This is a genomic window from Flavobacterium sp. WC2509 (genome assembly GCF_052683105.1).
In genome coordinates this window covers 1399452-1417594 of record NZ_JBQZFG010000001.1, presented here as the reverse complement: position 1 = coordinate 1417594, position 18143 = coordinate 1399452, and the positions used below count along the sequence as shown (strand labels likewise).

Genomic DNA, 18143 nt, shown 5'->3' with positions numbered 1-18143 from the left:
ATGCAAAGTTTAATATCAATAATAATTCCATGTTATAATGATTGGCAATATGTGGAACAAGCTGTAAATTCTGCATTAAATCAAACGTATGTTAATAAAGAAGTTATTGTTGTTGATGATGGTTCAAATGCAAAAACTAAAGAAGTTTTAAAAAGGTTGGAACCCAAAATAACAAAACTTATTACCCAAGAAAATCAAGGGCAAAGTAAAGCGAGAAATGTAGGTATTAAAGCTTCGAAAGGAAATTATATTCTAGTATTAGACAGCGATGATTATTTTGAATTAACTTTTTGTGAAAAGGCAATTTTATTTTTTTTAAATGATGATGAGGTGAAAATAGTAAGTTGTTTTGCAAACTTACTTTTGGAAGATGGTACTTCATCTGTTTATAAGACACAGGGAGGTGAAATTTCTGATTTTTTAGGTGCTAATAATGCACTAGGTACATCATTGTTCAAAAAATCTGATTGGGTAAATTCGGGGGGGTATGATGAGAGCATGAGAAAAGGATTTGAAGATTGGGAATTTTTTATTAGATTATTAAAAAATGGAGGTTATACAAAAGTAATTCAAGAACCTTTGTATAATTATAGAAAAAAAAATAATTCAACAACAACTATTGCTAATAGTAAGAAATATGAATTGTTGGAATATATTTATCTAAAACATCAAGAATTATATAAGATTCATTTTCATTCATTTGTAACTTTTATGTTGTCAAGAATCGAACGAGAAGAAACCGAAAAATTGAAAAACCTACGAAGGATTGAGTATAGAATTGGGATGACTATTTTAAAACCATTTAGAATAATTAAATCTCTGTTAAAATGAATTGCATGGGTCAAAATTTGAATAAAGAAACCATTGCAATTATTACGACTGTCAGTAACATGGAACTCTTTAAAAAGACAGTGGCTTTTTTTCCAGTTAATATCAAGCTTTTTGTAATTGATGGTTCAGATGGTTTATTTGGTTTAAACAGTATTAAATTTATGTTTAAAAAATTGCGGTCCAAAAAAATTAAATGGATTATTATGGCTGATGAAGATGTAATTTTTATGAATACTGGAAGTATTTTTTCTATTATAAAGGAGATGGAAGAAAAAAAATATGGTGTTGCGGGAATACGAGATGGAGGTATATTGTCTTGGAGAGGTAAAAACCCTTATTTAATAAATCCTTTTTTTTGTATTTTGGACTTTGAAAAAATAAACTCTTTTTATGATGAAAAAGAGTTTATTAAGCATAATTATCTGGTGGAAAATGAATTTAATGAGAATTTAGAAGATTTAAAATTTAATTATTCCACATCGTCTTTATTCGAAAACTATTATTGTTTTTTTATCTGGTTAAGAAGAAAAAATATAAGTTTTAAATTTTTAAACGCAACAACCAGTGGTTTTGAAAATGATTTAGAAACGACAACTGTATTTGGATTAAATACGGATATAGTATTATATCATACATGGTATGCAAGGACCTACGGGATAGATACTAAGAATACTGATAGGATAAATGAGGTGATAAAAAAGGGAGTTTTTTTGAAAGAATTTAATGAAAGAAAAATAATATATTTGAAAAACCATTCTTTTTCGATTAAGAAAAAACTTAAAAAGTTTTATAATAGAGTTTCTAATTTTTTTTTTAAATAGTTATGATACTCAAAGTAACTATAATTATGGCAACTTATAATAGAAGCCATTTTATTCAGGAAACTTTGTCTTCGATTCAAAATCAAACATATCAAGATTGGGAATGTTTAATTATTGATGACGGAGGAACCGATAATACTTTAGAGGTTATTACTCCTATTTTAGAGCAAAATTCTAGGTTTACTTTTTTAAAGCGTCCTGATGGTTATACAAAAGGATTGCCAGGATGCAGAAATTACGGACTTGATATAGCAAAAGGCGATTATATAATTTTTTTTGATGATGATGATATTGTCCATGCTGATAATTTAAAAATTTGTTTGGAGTCTCTTGATAATGAAAGTTTAGATTTTTGCCATTATCAAAAGTTATCTTTTAACGGAGTAAGTCCTTCAATTAAGAAACATCAAACTGTATTAGTTATAGAAAAAAGTTTGGCTAAAGATAATATTGAGAAAGTCATCACTCAAAAAATTGGACTTGCTTCTTGTACTGTAATGTGGAAAAGTAAGTGTTTTAGAGAAATTAGGTTCAATGAAAATCTACTTTACGCTGAAGAATGGGAATGTTATAGTCGTATTATTTCTGAGAATTTTAAAGGAATCATAATAGACTCAATTTTGTATTTTAATAGAAAACATCCAAATTCAAATACAGGCGAGTTTTTTACAAATAACCCTATTCGTAGAGCTTCACAGGCAGATGCAATTGTTTTAGTTTTACAAAATCTTAAAGACAAGCATTTGCTTAACGAAACATTGATTCGATATTTTATAACCAATTCTGTAGGTTTTAAAGAATTTGATTTGTATAATAGAATAATCGAAATCTTGGACTTGAATATTTTGCAAAAATTAAAATGGGTTTCTTTTTACAAATCTTATTCTTTACGACTGCCTATTTACAAAATAAAAAAAAGGTTTAAAAAATGAAAATCCTTCTGTGTTTTGGTACTCGCCCAGAAGCTATAAAAATGGCACCACTTTATCACGAATTACAACAAAGTAATTTTGATATGAAAGTATGTGTTACGGCACAACATCGAGTGATGTTAGATCAGGTTCTGGATTTCTTTGAAATAATTCCAGATTATGATCTTGATTTGATGCAAGCCAATCAAAGCTTGAATGATCTTAGCGCTAGGATTCTCTCGAAGATGGATGCCGTTTTGTCAACAGAAAAACCTGATTTAGTTTTGGTACATGGAGATACTACAACTTCAGCGATGGTGGCTTTGGCAGCATTTCATTTGGGTATAAAAGTTGGGCATATAGAGGCTGGATTACGAACATATAATAAGCAAGCCCCATTCCCAGAAGAAGTCAATCGTCAAATTTCTAGCCGAATTGTCGATATTCATTTTACACCAACAAAACAAGCTGCTCAAAACTTGTTAAACGAGGGAATAGCTGACAATGCAATTGTTGAAACTGGAAACACGGTTATTGATGCCTTGTTTTGGACGCTTGCTAAAATTGGAAATGAAAAGTATAAACTTCCCGAGATTGAAGAATTAAAAAATACAATTCCATTGAACAAAAAGATTGTATTAGTAACAGGTCATCGCCGAGAGAATTTTGGTGAAGGAATGAAAAACCTTTGTGAAGCCTTGTTAACAATCTCTCATCGTGATGATGTAATTATTGTATACCCTGTTCATTTGAATCCGAATGTAAAAGAAGTTGTCTATGAATTGTTATCTAATAAAAAAAATATTCTATTGCTATCTCCGGTGTCATATCCTGCTTTTGTTTGGTTGATGCAGCAATCATTTTTGATAGTTACTGATTCAGGAGGTATTCAAGAGGAAGCACCATCATTAGGAAAACCCGTTTTAGTTACTCGAACCGTTTCTGAAAGACCAGAGGGAGTAGTAGCTGGATTTTCAACTTTGGTAGGAACAGATCGTACTATAATTGTAAATAACATTCAAAGTATTTTAGATAATTTCACGGGTTTTAAAAATCCTGAGAATCCGTATGGAAATGGTAATGCATCCAAACAAATTACAGATTACTTATTAAAACAGCAGTAAAATGAAGATACTAGTAGTAGTTGATTCCATAAATATAGAAGATAGCAGTGGCTCTAAAGCTAATGTTGCATTTATTAAGAATTTGATTGCAGCAGGTTTTGAGGTTTTGGTTTATCATTATACTCGGAAACCTATTCAGTTGGAAGGAATAACTTGTTTTTCTATTTCTGAAATAAAATACAGCCCTTTCTATTTTTTGAGTCGTTTTCAAAGGGTTTTACAGCGAAATACGGGCATAAATACAGTTCCATTTTTTGAGAGAATATTAGGTTTTTCTTTTACTTTTTTTAATGATGTTAAGAGTATAGAGAAAGCATTAAACAATTGTAATTTCAATGCTGATTTAGTATTGACTTTAAGTAAAGGAGCAAGTTTTAGACCTCATTATGCGCTTCTAAAAATGCCTCAGTTTCATACTAAATGGATGACTTATGTCCATGATCCTTATCCATTTCATTTTTACCCCAGACCTTATAATTGGGTAGAATCTAGTTATAAACAAAAGGAAAAATTCTTCACCCAAGTTTCTGAAAAAGCAAAGTATAGTGCTTTCCCAAGTCAATTGTTGTTGGAGTGGATGTCGAGTTATTTTCCTGATTTTTTAAAAACGGGAGTGATTATTCCTCATCAAAATGCAGCGTATAATTTGCAGAATAATGATTTTCCAGATTATTTTGATACTACAAAATTCAATTTATTGCATGCAGGTAATTTGATGAAAGAAAGGTCTCCTGAAGGTTTGATAGAGGGTTTTAAATTGTTTTTGAATAAAAACCCAGAAGCAAAAAAAGATTCAAAATTAATTTTATTAGGCAACGCTTCTTATCATGTAGCAATGCTTAAAGAATGGGAAAGTGATACTCCTGAAATTTATATTTATAATGGAAATGTGGCTTTTGATATCGTTTATAACCTTCAAAAAAATACTTCGGTGAATGTCATTTTGGAGTCAAAAGCGGAGATTAGCCCTTTTCTTCCTGCGAAGTTTCCACATTGTATAGATGCTAATAAACCAATATTGTCTTTAGCTCCTTATTATAGTGAGGTAAGACGATTATTGGGTAGTGAATATCCGTATTGGGCAGAAGTAGATGAGGTTACTAAAATCGCAGATATTATTGAAAAATTTTATCAATTATGGAACCAAAATCCTAATGATTTGAAATTGAATAGACAAGATTTGGCAGACTATTTATCCGTTGATTATCTGAAAAAGGTAATTGTGAATTTGAAGAATAGCAACAATTAATAATGATAAATCCAACATTCTCCATCCTCATTACCACCAAAAACCGTAAATCTGATTTAGAATTTACTTTGGTTAAAATTCAGCATTTGTTACTTAGAGAAGATGTTGAATGTATTATTTGTGATGATGGTTCTACAGATGATACAGTAGTGTTTTTACAATCAAATTATCCAGAAATTCGATTAATTGAAAATAAAAAAAGTAGAGGTTTAATATTCAGTCGAAATCGATTAATGAGTTTAACAAATGCTGAATTTGCCCTTTCAATAGATGACGATTTGCATTTTATTACTCATAATCCCTTAGGAATTATTGAGAAAGCTTTTAGCCAGAATCCAAAAATTGGATTGTTTAGTTTTAGAATTTTTTGGGGTTTAGAAGAACCTAAAATAACACAATGTGATGAAGTTTCACATCGTATGAAAAGTTTTGCTGGTGGAGCAAATGTTTGGCGAATGTCGGCTTGGCGAGATGTTCCTGAGTATCCTGCTTGGTTTGTATTTTATGGTGAAGAAGATTTTGCATCTTATCAATTGTTCAAAAAAAAGTGGGAGGTGTATTATTTGCCGGAAGTTTTGGTTAATCATCGAGTAAGTATTAAAGACCGGAAAAAAGATAAGGATTACAGTTTACGTTTGCGCAGATCTTTGCGATCAGGATGGTATCTTTATTTTTTGTTTTATCCAATTGCTAAAATTCCCAGAAAGATAGCATATTCTATTTGGATGCAATTTAAATTGAAAGTTTTTAAAGGAGATTTTAAAGCCTTAAAAGCAATTGTTCTATCATTGTTTGATTTGTTGTTTTCAATTCCGAAAATTATTAAAAATGCAAACCGCTTATCAAAAGAAGAATATAAGACTTATCAAAAATTAGAAGAAACAAAATTGTATTGGCGACAAGAAGATAAGTAACTTTGTTTCGCATCAAGAAAATAATTCACATATGGCATTGAAAAATATATCTCCTTATATAATTGCTGAAATTGGCCAGGCACACGATGGCAGTTTAGGAATTTTACATTCTTATATTGATGTCCTTGCACAAACAGGAGTTGATGCTGTGAAATTTCAAATGCATATTGCTGAGGCAGAAAGCAGTGAACATGAACCTTTTCGTGTAAAGTTTTCATTGGAGGACAAAACAAGATTTGATTATTGGAAACGTATGGGGTTTACTTTAGATCAATGGAAAGGAATTAAAAAACATTGTGATGAAGCTGGATTAGATTTTATCTGTTCACCATTTAGTAATATGGCTGTTGATTGGCTGGAAGAAATTGGAGTAAAACAATACAAAATAGGCTCAGGTGAAGTGAATAATTTTTTGATTTTGGAAAAAATCGCTCAAACAGGAAAACCTGTGATTTTATCTTCAGGAATGAGTTCTTATGAAGAATTAGACAAAACTATAGATTTTTTGAGAAAAAGAAATGTCGATTTTTCTATTTTACAATGTACTACCGCATATCCTACACAACCAGAACAATATGGCTTGAATGTAATTAAGGAATTGAAAAATCGCTATAATGTGCCTGTTGGTTTTTCAGATCATTCGGCAAAAATTGAAACCTGTATAGCTGCAACTGCTTTGGGAGCAAGTATTCTAGAATTCCATGTTGTTTTTGATAGGCAGATTTTTGGACCAGATTCAAAATCTTCTTTAACTATTTCAGAAAGTATAGATTTGGTAATTAGCGTTCGAAATATAGCAGCAGCATTGTCAAATCCCATCGATAAAAACAATACAGACGATTTTTCTCCGCTGAAACAAATTTTTGAAAAGTCATTGGCGGTCAACAAAGATTTACCTAAAAATCATGTTTTGACTTTTGATGATTTGGAATCAAAAAAACCAAAAGGTTTCGGAATAGAGGCATATCGTTTTCAAGAAATAATTGGAAAAACGCTGAATAGAGATTTAAAACAATGGGATTTTTTAAATAATACAGACTTGTTATAATCTGTTTTTAATAACTTTTCCGTTTTCTCATTTTTACCTACATTTAACCCAAGTATAATAAATTCAAAATGCAAAAAAGAAAAATTGCTGTAGTCATCACGGCTCGTCCTTCATACAGTCGTGTCAAAACGGTTTTACAGGCAATAGACAAACATCCTGATTTGGAATTGCAGTTGATAGTAGCCGCTTCGGCTTTGTTAGATCGATATGGTTCTGCTGTGAATTATATCGAAAAAGATGGTTTTATCATTGCAGCCAAAGTATTTAATGTACTGGAAGGAGAGAATTTGACAGCAGCTGCAAAAACAACTGGAATAGGTATTTTAGAATTATCTACAGTTTTTGATAATCTAAAGCCAGATATTGTTGTAACTGTTGCCGATAGATTTGAAACAATGGCAACTGCTATCGCAGCTTCTTATATGAATATTCCCTTGGCACACATTCAAGGAGGAGAAGTTACCGGAAATATTGATGAAAAAGTTCGTCACGCTATCACAAAATTATCTGATTATCATTTTGTAGCTTCGGAGAGTGCTAAAGAAAGAGTGATAAAATTAGGAGAAGATCCGACGATGGTTTTTAATACAGGTTGTCCTTCTATTGATTTAGCTTCAGCAATAATAAATAGTAAAACACTACCATTTGACCCATATGAAAAATATGGTGGAGTGGGAGCAAAACCAGATTTGTCTCAAGGTTATTTGGTTGTTATGCAGCATCCAGTAACTACCGAATATAAGGATTCCAGAAAACATATAGAGGCGACACTTGAAGCAATTTATAAATTAAACAAACCTACACTTTGGTTTTGGCCTAACGTAGATGCGGGAGCAGACGGAACTTCAACGGGAATTCGTGCTTTTAGAGAGCAGCATCAGTTGCCGAATGTTCATTTTTTTAAAAACATGGAAGGTAAAGATTTCCTAGAATTGTTGAAACATAGTGATTGCTTGGTAGGAAATTCCAGCGTCGGGATACGGGAATGTGCCTTTTTGGGAGTTCCAGTAATTAATATTGGTTCGCGTCAAAATAGAAGGGACAGAGGTGGAAATAGTGTCGATGTAGATTATTCGCAAGAACAAATAGAAGCTGCGATTGTAGCTTCTGTACAAAAAGGAAAAACTATTTCATCCTCTATTTATGGAAATGGAAAAGCAGGCGTACAAATTGCTGAATTGCTGGTCGAATTGCCTTTGCGATTCCATAAAACTATAATGTATTAAGATGAAAATTCTAATTAAAAAACATATTATAAGATTATTTCTATTTTTTTATATAAATTTTAAAAGAAGTAATTTTTTAAGAAATTTAATAAAAAAAATAATTGGTGATGACAAAATTGAAATAGCTTTTAATGATTTTAAAGTTAAAGCTGGAGTAAAAACTGCATTTGAAATTGACGTTGTTTTTAATAGTTATAATGAAGTAATGGTTTTAGAGCTTATAAAGTCATATACTTTGAAGGGATATAATTTTATTGATATAGGAGCGAATATAGGACTACATTCATTAACTGCAGCAAGTTCAAATCCTACTATTGAGATTTATTCATTTGAACCAGAGCCTAATAATTATCAAAATTTCGTTGAAAACATTGTTTTAAATAAATATTTAAACATAAGACCATTTAAAATGGGGTTAGGGGATTTTTCTATTAACAAAACTTTAAATATTAATGAAGGATGGAATAAAGGAAAGCATTCATTAAAATTAAATTTCGAAGGGAGTAATAAAAAAATAAATATCCCATTAACAACTTTAGATTCATTTAAGGAGAATATTAAATTTGAAAAATTAATTATAAAAATTGATGTTGAAGGTTATGAAAAGGAAGCTATAGATGGGGCTAAATCTGTTTTTTATCAAACTGAAAATATTATTTTAATAATTGAACTTTTACAAGAGAATAATGGTTTTTTAAATTGTGAAGTTATTACAAACAATTTAATAGAAAATAAGTTTGAATGTATATACAAAATAAGCGACAATAATAATCTTCACAAAGTTGATGGTTTTAAAGGTAGTGCAGATTATATATTTGTAAAAGGAATTGATGCTAAAAAGCATATTTTGAATCATTACAAATGTTAATTAAATTTTCAAGGGAAACTCTATATAAAATTATGGATAAAAGGTTTAAAATATAAGTAAAGAATGAGAATAGGTTCAAATCCTCAAAAGAGTGAAAGAAAAATTACATTAACAACTCATCACAGAATAATTGTAGTTGTATATATACCAAATGAGGAAGGATTTTATGAACATTCATTTGAGGTATTTAAAACTTGTTTAGACTCTTTGAGTTCAACTATAAATTCTGAGGCTGCAATTACTGTTGTTAATAATGGATCGCATGAAAAAGTGTGTAGTTTTCTCTATCGTTATTTGGAAGAAAAAAAAATAGATAATTTAATATCTCACAATACAAATATTGGAAAAATTGATGCATTAATTGGCGCAGCAAGAGGTACGAGAGAAAAATACATTACACTTACAGATGCAGATATTCTTTTTACAACAGATTGGCAAGAAAAGGTTGAGGAAATTTTCTTTAATTTCTCTAATGTAGGTTCAGTTTCACCTATTCCTGTTAGAGAAGGGCTGTATTTTGCTACTTCTTCAGTTTTGAAAAAAATTCTATTGCGTAGAATAAAATTTAAGTCTATGCCAATTCCCGAAAATTTTAAGGCTTATAATCGGTACTTAGAAAGTATAAATTGGGATTTAGAAATTAAGGAAGATAATAAATGGAATGTGGTTGAAAGTAATAACTGTAAAGCAAATATTGGAAGCGGACATCAGGTATTAACAATCAATCGAGATATCTTATTTGAAACAGTTCCAACAAATCCTTCGTTGACACTAGTTGGAGGAACTTCTGAAAATGATTATATTGATTTTTCAATTGATAAAGCAAATAAACTTCGATTATCTACGTATCATAATTATGCTTATCATATGGGAAATAAATTAGAAGACTGGATGATTGATATTCAAAAAAACAATAAAAAATCTCAACTTGATATTAGAAGCGGCTTAGACACAAAATCAATTGATTTGCATTATAGTTGGTTTTTTAATAAATACTTTGGACTGCAAAAAAAAATTATAAAAAAAAGTTTTAAACAATTTTATAAATAATTGATGAGTATTTTAGCTATAATCCCAGCCCGTGGTGGATCTAAAGGAGTTCCAGGTAAAAATATTAAATTATTAAACGGAAAGCCATTATTGGCCTATACTTCTGAAATCGCTTTACAGTCTCAACGTCTGACGGAAGTTATTATCTCAACCGAAGATGAACAAATTATAGAGGTAGCAAAAAACTTAGGTATAAAAGTGCCGTTTGTTAGGCCAATGACATTGGCACAGGATAATACTCCAACTATTGATGTAATTATTCATGCTTTGCAATGGTATGAAAATCAAAATATTTTCTTTGATGCTGTTTGTCTTTTGCAAGTAACAAGCCCGTTTAGAACAGTTGAGTTTTTGGATAAAGCCATTGAAAATTTTATAGAGCAAGATACAGATTCATTAGTTTCTGTTCTGAAAGTGCCACACGAATACAATCCGCATTGGACATTTGAAGTAAATGCTGCAGGAAATTTGAAAATTGCTACTGGTGAAGATCAGATTATTAGTCGCAGACAAGAACTTCCAACGGCTTACCACAGAGATGGAAGTATTTATATTACTAAGACAAAAGTTCTTTTAGAAGAATATTCGTTGTATGGAAAAAGTACTGCTTTTATCGAATCAACCCCTGAATTCTATGCCAATATTGATACCTTGCAAGATTGGGAAAAAGCTGAAAAAATGATTCAAAATAAGTTAAAATAATGTGTGGTATTGCAGGAATCATTGGTGATTATAACGAATTTCAATTAGATGCGATGCTCGTTAGTCAGCACCATCGCGGACCTGATGCAACAGGAAAATATTTTGATGCCGAATATGCAGCTTTAGGACACAATCGTTTGGCTATTATTGATTTGTCAGAACAATCCAATCAGCCTTTTATAGATAATTCAGGACGTTATGTTTTGGTTTTTAATGGAGAAATCTATAATTATATAGAAATAAAGGAGGCTCTTCAAAATCAATATAACTTCAAAACAGAATCAGATACTGAAGTTTTATTGGCGGCATTTATTGTTTACGGAAAATCTTGTTTAGAAAAATTCAATGGAATGTTTGCCTTTGCTATTTGGGATAATCAGGAAAAAAAACTATTTGCAGCCAGAGATCGATTTGGAGTAAAGCCTTTTTATTATAGTCGATTCAATAATACTTTTTATTTTTCGTCAGAAATAAAAGCTTTGCATACTGCTGGAATTAAGAAAGAGCCTAATGAAAAAGTATGGGCATCTTATTTTGCATTCGGTTCTTATGGAATGCCTGAAGAAACTTTTTGGATGGATATTATGCAATTGGCAGGAGGTCATTTTTTGGAATATGAAAGCAAAAATCTGACGATAAAAAAATGGTATTGTTTTAAAGAAGAAGTAGAAAAACAACCTAAAAATGTAACTTTTGAACAAGCCAAAGAACATTATGTAGCTCTTTTAAAAGATAGTATCAATTTACGTTTTAGAGCAGATGTTTCTGTTGGGTTTAATGTTAGCGGTGGATTAGACAGCTCTGTTTTATTGGCTTTGGTTAATCTTCAGGAAGACAATTCAAAAATTAACGCTTATACTTTTTATACCAATAATTCAGATTATGATGAACTGCCTTGGGTGGAAAAAATGATTGCCAATACTAATAACCCTTTGACAAAAGTTCTTCTTCAAACTAATGAAATTCCAACTTTGGAGCAAAAAATAGCTTGGCAACAAGATGAACCTTTTGGAGGCATTCCCACTTTGGCGTATGCCAAAATCTTTCAGCAGGCTCAAAAAGATAAAGTCTTAGTACTTTTGGATGGACAAGGTATGGATGAACAATGGGCAGGATATGATTATTATATGCAGAATAATGATGCCACGATTCAGGGCGTTCAGGATTCTCCATACAAAATCGAAATGCTTTCAGATTCTTTTTTTGCTAAAGCTGAAAAGCCTTCATATCCAAAACCTTTTGAAGATGAAGTCTTAAATAAGCAATATCGTGATTTATTTTATATCAAAATCCCTCGTGCGTTACGATTTAATGATCGAATTTCGATGGCATTTTCAACAGAACTAAGAGAACCTTTTTTAGATTATCGTTTAGTAGAATTTGCCTTTTCCTTACCGTTGGATTTTAAAATAAAAAATGGGATTTCTAAGTTTATCTTAAGGGAAATTGCTTCAGAATATTTGGCAAATGATTTGGTTTTTGCACCCAAAAGACCTTTGCAGACCCCTCAACGAGAATGGCTAGCAAGTGATTTGAAAGAATGGGTAAACGAATGTTTTACAGAATTAGAAAGCTCAGTCTATATAAATTGGTTTGATAAGAAAGGTCTAAAAGCTGAATTAAAAAGTTACTATGCAGGCAATATTCAGTCTAGCTTTCATATTTGGCAGTGTATCAGTTTTTGTGGAATGTTTAAAAGATTCGAATAATGAGTTTTTATCATTTACTTAAAAAACTTTACTTTACTTTGTTAAAAGTAAAAAATAGACTTCTAATTGGTAGACCCGTTTTGGTATTGATGTATCATAGGATCAATGATGAAGTTGGCGAACAATTAACAGGTTTAACGGTTAGTCCTGAGAATTTTGAAAAACAGCTGTTGTATTTTAAAAAACATTTTCAAATATTGAGACTAGAAGAAAATTGGACTTCTTTAAAAAAAACTGGAGTGGTAATTACTTTTGATGATGGTTATGCAGATAATATTATAAATGCTTTACCACTATTAGAAAAGTATCAGATCCCTGCAACTATTTTTATAACTACATTAAATATCAATACAAAAAATGAATTTTGGTGGGATAGATTAGTTTTTGATTATTCTAATTGTCAGGAATCTTTTTATTTACCAGATCAAAGTGACAAAATTTCAAAGTCAAATAGTTCCTATAAGTATATTACAGGTTATGTTCATAAAATGCGAAATGAAGACAAAGAAAAATGGTTTTTAGAATTTGAAAAAATAAATAAAATATCATTTTATCCTCGTGAAGAATATCGTTCGCTAGCTGATTCAGAACTGAAATTACTCTCGGAACATCCATTAATTACATTAGGAATTCATACTCATAATCATTATTCTTTGGGGGCTTTAAGTTATGATGTACAGAAACAAGAAATATCTTTTTCTATTGAAAAATTGAAAGAATTCACTACTAAGATAATTAAATATTTGGCTTTACCAAACGGTTCTTATAATACATATACTTTGAAAATTACCGAGGAATTAAATTTAGAAGGATTTCTTCTCGCAAATGATTATTATTCAAATATAAAAAACAAGCACTCAAAAAAAATAAACAGAATTTTAATGCCAAATATTGAAGGAGAAAAATTGGTTAAATGTTTGAAAAAATTTGATTGGTAAATGAGTTCAATTAATGATTCAAAAACAGCTATTCTTTCAACAGTAATTAACTTTGAATTGTATCGAAAAAGTGCACAACTTTTTCCTAAGAATACTAAGAAGTATGTTATTGATGGTACCAATGGCATGCATGGACTTCAGAGTATTTTTTATATGATGAAAAAGCTGAGAGGAAAAGGCATTGAATGGTTGGTAATGGCAGATGAAGATGTTTTATTTCAAAACTCGGAGTTAGTTTCTGAAATTATTCAAAAAATGAAAAAGGGAAACTATACTGTTTGCGGTGTTCGTGACGGTGGTTTATTGTCCCATAGAAACTACAATCCATTCCTTATTAATACTTTTTTTTCGATTATTAATTTTAAAGAGATTGAATCAAATTGGGATAAAAAACAGCTGGTAAAGAATGATTTTGTGTTAGATAATGAATTTGATGATGATATAAAAGGGCTAAAAGGAATGTATGATGTCAAAAGTTTATATGAACCTTATTATGTTTTTTACCTTTGGCTCCGAAGAAATAATAAACGTTTCCTTTTTTTAGATTCCAATCATCCTTTTGAAGAGGATCAAATTTCGAATACAGTTTATTTTGAAAATAAAATTTTGTTGCATCATACCTGGTTCGCGAGGGCTTATGGAACAAATGAGAAACACACCAAACGTATAAATGCCATTTTTGATTTATTAAATTTTGAAAGTAATATTGAAGTTAATCCTGTTGTTTTTAAAGATAAATGGTATTACTTGTCAGCAAAAGTTAGTAAATGGATTAGAAGAATTATGAGACGTTTGAGGATAAAGAAGAAAGAAGAAAGAATAAAATGAAAAAACTAGGAATAGTAATAACAGATGGCGTTGGATTTCGGAATTACATTCTAAGTGATTTCTTGTCAGAAGCAGAAAAGCAATTTGATGAGGTTGTCATTTTATCGTGTTTACCTGGGTCTGTTTATGGAGGTTTTTTACAAAAATCAAGAGTAATTGAGCTTGCTGTTTTTCAAGAAAAATTTCCAACTTGGTTTTTTAGAAAAACCAAGGAAATTGCGCATCTTCAATTGCATAAAAAGAACAATTTTGGAATTACAGATAATTTAAATACAAATAAATCGAAATCAAAAACTCCAAGAGGGTATGCAACCCGATTCATTTTTAAATGGACGTCATTATTTTATTCAGAAAGCCATATCCAGTTTTATAATAAATTGCAACAACTTTCTTTTAAAAATAACTCAAATGTAAAAGGCTATAAGGCTATTTTCGAAAAGGAAAAATTTGACATTTTGTTTTTTACACATCAACGACCACCATTTATTGCGCCATTGGTTTATCAGGCTGAGCAATTGAAAGTTAAAACAGCATCTTTTATTTTTAGCTGGGATAATTTAGCTTCTAAGGGAAGAATGGCTGCCAATTTTGGTTATTATTTGGTTTGGAGTGATTTGATGAAAAAAGAATTGCTTCAATTTTATAAAAAAGTACAATCACAAAATGTAGCAGTAGTAGGAACTCCACAATTTGAGCCGTATGCTTTAGAAAGATATAAAACAGTGAAGAATGATTTCTTTACTCGATTTAATTTAGATCTTTCCAAAAAAACGATTTGTTTTAGCTGTGGAGATATTTCAACCAGTAAAAATGATGAATTGTACATTACTACTATTGCGCAAGCTATTCAAGAAAATAAAATTCAGAATGTAAATTTATTAGTTCGAACTTCTCCTGCTGAGGACCCTATTCGTTTTGAAAGTTTTGTAGCAAAATTTCGATTTGTAAAATGGAATTATCCCAAATGGCATTTGGCACGAACAGGGCATCAAGAAGAATGGTCACAACGTATTCCTTCAAAAGAAGATGTTACTGATTTGAGAGGCATATTAGAATATTCGGATTTGAATATCAATATGTTGTCCACCATGAGTTTAGATTTTATACAATTTGATAAACCTGTGATAAATCCAGTATTTGGGAATGCAGCAAATGGACTTTATGACGACCAACGGTTTTTACAATATCCGCATATAAAAAATGTTGTGGATTCTAAGGCAACTACAATTGTCAAGAATGAACAGGAATTAATTGAAGCAATAAATTTATATATAGAAAATCCTGATGCTGATGCTAATAACAGAAAGCAATTAATTCAACTACAAATAGGAAAACCACTTGAAGGTACTTCAGCAAGAATTGCTATAGTATTGAGAAGTATAGCTGAATAATTATTACAATCAATCAATAAAGAATCTATGGATAAAACTAATACAAACAGAATAGCAATTTTAGATGGTTTTAGAGCAATTGCGATTGTATCAGTTATTTTATTTCATTATTTTTATCTTAGAAATGATTCAAAATTTCCCTATTTTGGAGGGGATTATTTTCATTATGGATTTAAAGGAGTTCCTTTTTTCTTTATGATTAGTGGTTTTGTTATTTTTTATACCCTAGAAAATACAGTTAGTTTTAAATTATTTTGGAAAAAAAGATTCATTCGCCTTTTTCCTTCTGTCTTTATTGCTTCTGTCTTTACTTTTGTATTTCTTTTGTATTTCGATCATAATCAAATGTTTAAAGATAGTGGTCATTTAAGTAATTTAATTATAAGTCTGACTTTTTTGCCTCCTAATTTTTTTAATTGGGTTATGGATTGTGATAATTGTTATAGTTATTTAAATAGTGATTACTGGAGTCTTTGGCCTGAGATTCAGTTTTATTTATATTCAAGTACAATTTATTTTTTTAGTAAAAAAAAAATCAAACGAAATTTTGCTGTAATCAGTTTGCTTTATTTATTTAGTTTTCAGATAATAATGTATTTCAATTTTTATTCGATTCCAGTAATTCAAAAGATTTTCAATTTATTTAATCTTATAAAGTATCTACCTTATTTTGTATCTGGTTCTGTTTTTTATTTCTTGTATCAAAGTAATAAAAATGTGAAGTTAAAAATAACTTTGATTTTGATTCTTTTTGTATTCGTTAATTTAGGGTTTTCTCTAATTGAATTAATAGCTTCATCTATAATGTTTGGTTTGTTTCTCTGCTTTATTTTTTATCCCAAATATTTGGTTTTTTTTGAAAATAAATGGATTTTAAGAATAGGGATTTCGTCTTATTTTTTGTATTTGATTCATGATAATATTGGAAGCGTTTGGAAACATAATATTGTTTCTTCGTTTTATCCTTATAGTTTTATTGCTCCTGTATTGATGGGGATTTTAATGTTTTTTATAAGTGATTTTTATACCCAAAAAATAGAGCCAACTATTAGTATGCAATTAAAAAAATATTTGTTAAAATGGACAAAATGATTAAGATAGCCATTGTATGTAATTATGCATTGAATCCAAATCGCATTGGTGGTATGGATTATTTTTATTGGGAATTAGATAAACAATTGAAATTGAGAAATTATGAAATCTTATGGCTTTTTCAAAATGGAGGCAGACAGGAACATTATCAGGAGAAAAATTTAAATTTTGACTTAGTTGATAAAAATACAGATTTTACAAAATCTATGGTTTCTTGGCTGAAAGACATAAAGGATTTAGATCTTTTTATAGGTATTTTTATGGATTATCAATCTACAACTCCCAGAAACATAAAAAAACAACTCCAAATTCCTTGTCTTTTTGTCGATCAAATGTCAAGATCCTATTATGGAAAAACTTGGCTTTATAGATTTAAAAGAAAAATTAAAGGATTATTATTTTATAATAAAATAGACAAAATAATTGCGATTTCAGATTTTGTAAAAAAGTCGATTATAAAAGAAAGTGGTTTTTTTTGGAAAAATAAAATAGAGGTAGTTTATAATGGCTTACCTCTTGATAATTTTAAAATTGAAGAAAAAGTCAAAGTTAACTCAGAGGTGCTTTCCATTTTTTGTATTGGGCATTTAATTCCTGAAAAAGGATTTCAAACTGTCATTTCAGCCTGTAAAAATTTGGAAGAAAATAATATTCCATTTTATTTGACAATAGCAGGAGATGGTGTTTTCAAAAATGAATTAATAGCTCAGGCAATGAGGGAATTATCGAGTGATTCTTTTAAGTTCGTAGGGAATATAACCAATCAATCGCATTTTTTTAATCAAACTGACATAGTTATTATTCCGTCATTATGGAAAGAAGGCTTTGGATATACTGTTGCTGAGGCAATGTTAATGAGAAAAGTTGTGTTTGGTTCTAATATAGGAGCCATTCCAGAGGTTTTAGGTAATGAAAATATTTTATTTCAAGCAGGAAATAGTTCTCAATTAGTAGAATTAATTAAAGATTATTATTTTAATAAAGAAAAATACAATTTCATTGCTGAAGAACTTTATCAGCGTGCAATTAATAATTTTTCTTTAAATAAAATGGTAGAAGAATATATCAAGATTATTGAAAATCAATTAAAAAAATAAAAGTATATTTTTAACTCCCAAATATTCAGATACCAAAAAAGTAAAGTTAGATTTGCAAGTTAGAGTGCTAAGAACTTAGATAATCTGCTTTTGTAGAGAGACTATGTTATCAATAATGTCATGCTCTAGATAATATTCAAATGTGACTGAGACAGAGCAAAAGGGGACATGATTTTTTAAAGCCTTCATGTCCACAATAAATAAAACGGGTTTTAGTAGAAACTATGAAAGAAGAAATTGTTATAGATATTTATTGAAAATCATTTTCTTTAGAACAAATGGTTGACCAACATTTTGCCTTGCTAATCCATAATTAATCTTAAATTTGCATTCCAATTCCCTTA

17 protein-coding genes are annotated in these 18143 nt (G+C 29.8%); all 17 read left to right on the top strand.

Features of this window, described 5'->3' with window-relative positions; translation table 11 throughout:
• The 17 genes from ACUN3A_RS05905 to ACUN3A_RS05825 all read left to right on the top strand — a co-directional run bounded on the left by ACUN3A_RS05905 (window position 1) and on the right by ACUN3A_RS05825 (window position 17799).
• Window positions 1-831: a glycosyltransferase family A protein gene (locus ACUN3A_RS05905; RefSeq protein WP_445550409.1), complete on the top strand. Its 831-nt coding sequence runs from the start codon at window positions 1-3 to the stop codon at window positions 829-831.
• Window positions 832-836: 5 nt separating this feature from the next.
• Window positions 837-1652 (top strand): hypothetical protein, encoded by an 816-nt coding sequence (locus ACUN3A_RS05900; RefSeq protein ID WP_445550408.1) that lies wholly within the window; start codon window positions 837-839, stop codon window positions 1650-1652.
• Between the two features lie 2 nt (window positions 1653-1654).
• The gene (locus tag ACUN3A_RS05895; RefSeq protein WP_445550407.1) at window positions 1655-2584 is read left to right on the top strand and encodes a glycosyltransferase family 2 protein; all 930 of its coding nucleotides are present in this window, start codon (window positions 1655-1657) and stop codon (window positions 2582-2584) included.
• The gene (gene wecB, locus ACUN3A_RS05890; RefSeq protein ID WP_445550406.1) at window positions 2581-3687 is read left to right on the top strand and encodes a non-hydrolyzing UDP-N-acetylglucosamine 2-epimerase; all 1107 of its coding nucleotides are present in this window, start codon (window positions 2581-2583) and stop codon (window positions 3685-3687) included. The genes ACUN3A_RS05895 and wecB overlap by 4 nt, the downstream gene beginning before the upstream one ends.
• A 1-nt stretch (window position 3688) precedes the next feature.
• Window positions 3689-4936 (top strand): UDP-glycosyltransferase, encoded by a 1248-nt coding sequence (locus tag ACUN3A_RS05885; RefSeq protein ID WP_445550405.1) that lies wholly within the window; start codon window positions 3689-3691, stop codon window positions 4934-4936.
• Between the two features lie 2 nt (window positions 4937-4938).
• Window positions 4939-5850: a glycosyltransferase family 2 protein gene (locus tag ACUN3A_RS05880; RefSeq protein WP_445550404.1), complete on the top strand. Its 912-nt coding sequence runs from the start codon at window positions 4939-4941 to the stop codon at window positions 5848-5850.
• A 31-nt stretch (window positions 5851-5881) separates the two neighbouring features.
• Window positions 5882-6898, top strand: a complete 1017-nt coding sequence (locus ACUN3A_RS05875; protein ID WP_445550403.1) for an N-acetylneuraminate synthase family protein — start codon at window positions 5882-5884, stop codon at window positions 6896-6898.
• A gap of 68 nt (window positions 6899-6966) precedes the next feature.
• On the top strand, window positions 6967-8124 hold the full coding sequence (neuC, locus tag ACUN3A_RS05870; protein WP_445550402.1) for a UDP-N-acetylglucosamine 2-epimerase: 1158 nt from the start codon (window positions 6967-6969) through the stop codon (window positions 8122-8124).
• A 1-nt stretch (window position 8125) separates the two neighbouring features.
• Window positions 8126-8992: an FkbM family methyltransferase gene (locus ACUN3A_RS05865; protein WP_445550401.1), complete on the top strand. Its 867-nt coding sequence runs from the start codon at window positions 8126-8128 to the stop codon at window positions 8990-8992.
• A 63-nt stretch (window positions 8993-9055) separates the two neighbouring features.
• The gene (locus tag ACUN3A_RS05860; protein WP_445550400.1) at window positions 9056-10042 is read left to right on the top strand and encodes a glycosyltransferase family A protein; all 987 of its coding nucleotides are present in this window, start codon (window positions 9056-9058) and stop codon (window positions 10040-10042) included.
• A 3-nt stretch (window positions 10043-10045) separates the two neighbouring features.
• Window positions 10046-10744, top strand: a complete 699-nt coding sequence (locus tag ACUN3A_RS05855) for an acylneuraminate cytidylyltransferase family protein (RefSeq protein WP_445550399.1) — start codon at window positions 10046-10048, stop codon at window positions 10742-10744.
• Window positions 10744-12453, top strand: coding sequence for an asparagine synthase (glutamine-hydrolyzing) (gene asnB, locus ACUN3A_RS05850; RefSeq protein ID WP_445550398.1), 1710 nt, complete (start codon window positions 10744-10746; stop codon window positions 12451-12453). Before ACUN3A_RS05855 ends, asnB begins: the two co-directional genes overlap by 1 nt.
• Window positions 12453-13391, top strand: a complete 939-nt coding sequence (locus ACUN3A_RS05845) for a polysaccharide deacetylase family protein (protein ID WP_445550397.1) — start codon at window positions 12453-12455, stop codon at window positions 13389-13391. The genes asnB and ACUN3A_RS05845 overlap by 1 nt, the downstream gene beginning before the upstream one ends.
• Window positions 13392-14219 carry a hypothetical protein gene (locus tag ACUN3A_RS05840; RefSeq protein WP_445550396.1) on the top strand — a complete coding sequence of 276 codons (828 nt, stop codon included), beginning with the start codon at window positions 13392-13394 and terminating at the stop codon, window positions 14217-14219.
• Window positions 14216-15610, top strand: coding sequence for a hypothetical protein (locus ACUN3A_RS05835; RefSeq protein ID WP_445550395.1), 1395 nt, complete (start codon window positions 14216-14218; stop codon window positions 15608-15610). Before ACUN3A_RS05840 ends, ACUN3A_RS05835 begins: the two co-directional genes overlap by 4 nt.
• 27 nt (window positions 15611-15637) lie before the next feature.
• Complete coding sequence (locus tag ACUN3A_RS05830) at window positions 15638-16702, top strand: acyltransferase family protein (protein ID WP_445550394.1); 1065 nt, start codon at window positions 15638-15640, stop codon at window positions 16700-16702.
• Window positions 16699-17799, top strand: coding sequence for a glycosyltransferase family 4 protein (locus tag ACUN3A_RS05825; protein ID WP_445550393.1), 1101 nt, complete (start codon window positions 16699-16701; stop codon window positions 17797-17799). The genes ACUN3A_RS05830 and ACUN3A_RS05825 overlap by 4 nt, the downstream gene beginning before the upstream one ends.
• Window positions 17800-18143 lie beyond the last annotated feature (344 nt).

Excerpts from the sequence above, each read along its gene's own strand:
- neuC (WP_445550402.1), top strand. The coding sequence starts at position 6,967 with ATGCAAAAAAGAAAAATTGCTGTAGTCATCACGGCTCGTCCTTCATAC.
- ACUN3A_RS05875 (WP_445550403.1), top strand. The coding sequence starts at position 5,882 with ATGGCATTGAAAAATATATCTCCTTATATAATTGCTGAAATTGGCCAG.
- ACUN3A_RS05885 (WP_445550405.1), top strand. The coding sequence starts at position 3,689 with ATGAAGATACTAGTAGTAGTTGATTCCATAAATATAGAAGATAGCAGT.
- ACUN3A_RS05825 (WP_445550393.1), top strand. The coding sequence starts at position 16,699 with ATGATTAAGATAGCCATTGTATGTAATTATGCATTGAATCCAAATCGC.
- ACUN3A_RS05835 (WP_445550395.1), top strand. The coding sequence starts at position 14,216 with ATGAAAAAACTAGGAATAGTAATAACAGATGGCGTTGGATTTCGGAAT.
- ACUN3A_RS05840 (WP_445550396.1), top strand. The coding sequence starts at position 13,392 with ATGAGTTCAATTAATGATTCAAAAACAGCTATTCTTTCAACAGTAATT.
- ACUN3A_RS05830 (WP_445550394.1), top strand. The coding sequence starts at position 15,638 with ATGGATAAAACTAATACAAACAGAATAGCAATTTTAGATGGTTTTAGA.
- ACUN3A_RS05905 (WP_445550409.1), top strand. The coding sequence starts at position 1 with ATGCAAAGTTTAATATCAATAATAATTCCATGTTATAATGATTGGCAA.
- ACUN3A_RS05865 (WP_445550401.1), top strand. The coding sequence starts at position 8,126 with ATGAAAATTCTAATTAAAAAACATATTATAAGATTATTTCTATTTTTT.
- ACUN3A_RS05880 (WP_445550404.1), top strand. The coding sequence starts at position 4,939 with ATGATAAATCCAACATTCTCCATCCTCATTACCACCAAAAACCGTAAA.
- ACUN3A_RS05895 (WP_445550407.1), top strand. The coding sequence starts at position 1,655 with ATGATACTCAAAGTAACTATAATTATGGCAACTTATAATAGAAGCCAT.
- ACUN3A_RS05900 (WP_445550408.1), top strand. The coding sequence starts at position 837 with ATGGGTCAAAATTTGAATAAAGAAACCATTGCAATTATTACGACTGTC.
- asnB (WP_445550398.1), top strand. The coding sequence starts at position 10,744 with ATGTGTGGTATTGCAGGAATCATTGGTGATTATAACGAATTTCAATTA.
- ACUN3A_RS05860 (WP_445550400.1), top strand. The coding sequence starts at position 9,056 with ATGAGAATAGGTTCAAATCCTCAAAAGAGTGAAAGAAAAATTACATTA.
- ACUN3A_RS05845 (WP_445550397.1), top strand. The coding sequence starts at position 12,453 with ATGAGTTTTTATCATTTACTTAAAAAACTTTACTTTACTTTGTTAAAA.
- wecB (WP_445550406.1), top strand. The coding sequence starts at position 2,581 with ATGAAAATCCTTCTGTGTTTTGGTACTCGCCCAGAAGCTATAAAAATG.
- ACUN3A_RS05855 (WP_445550399.1), top strand. The coding sequence starts at position 10,046 with ATGAGTATTTTAGCTATAATCCCAGCCCGTGGTGGATCTAAAGGAGTT.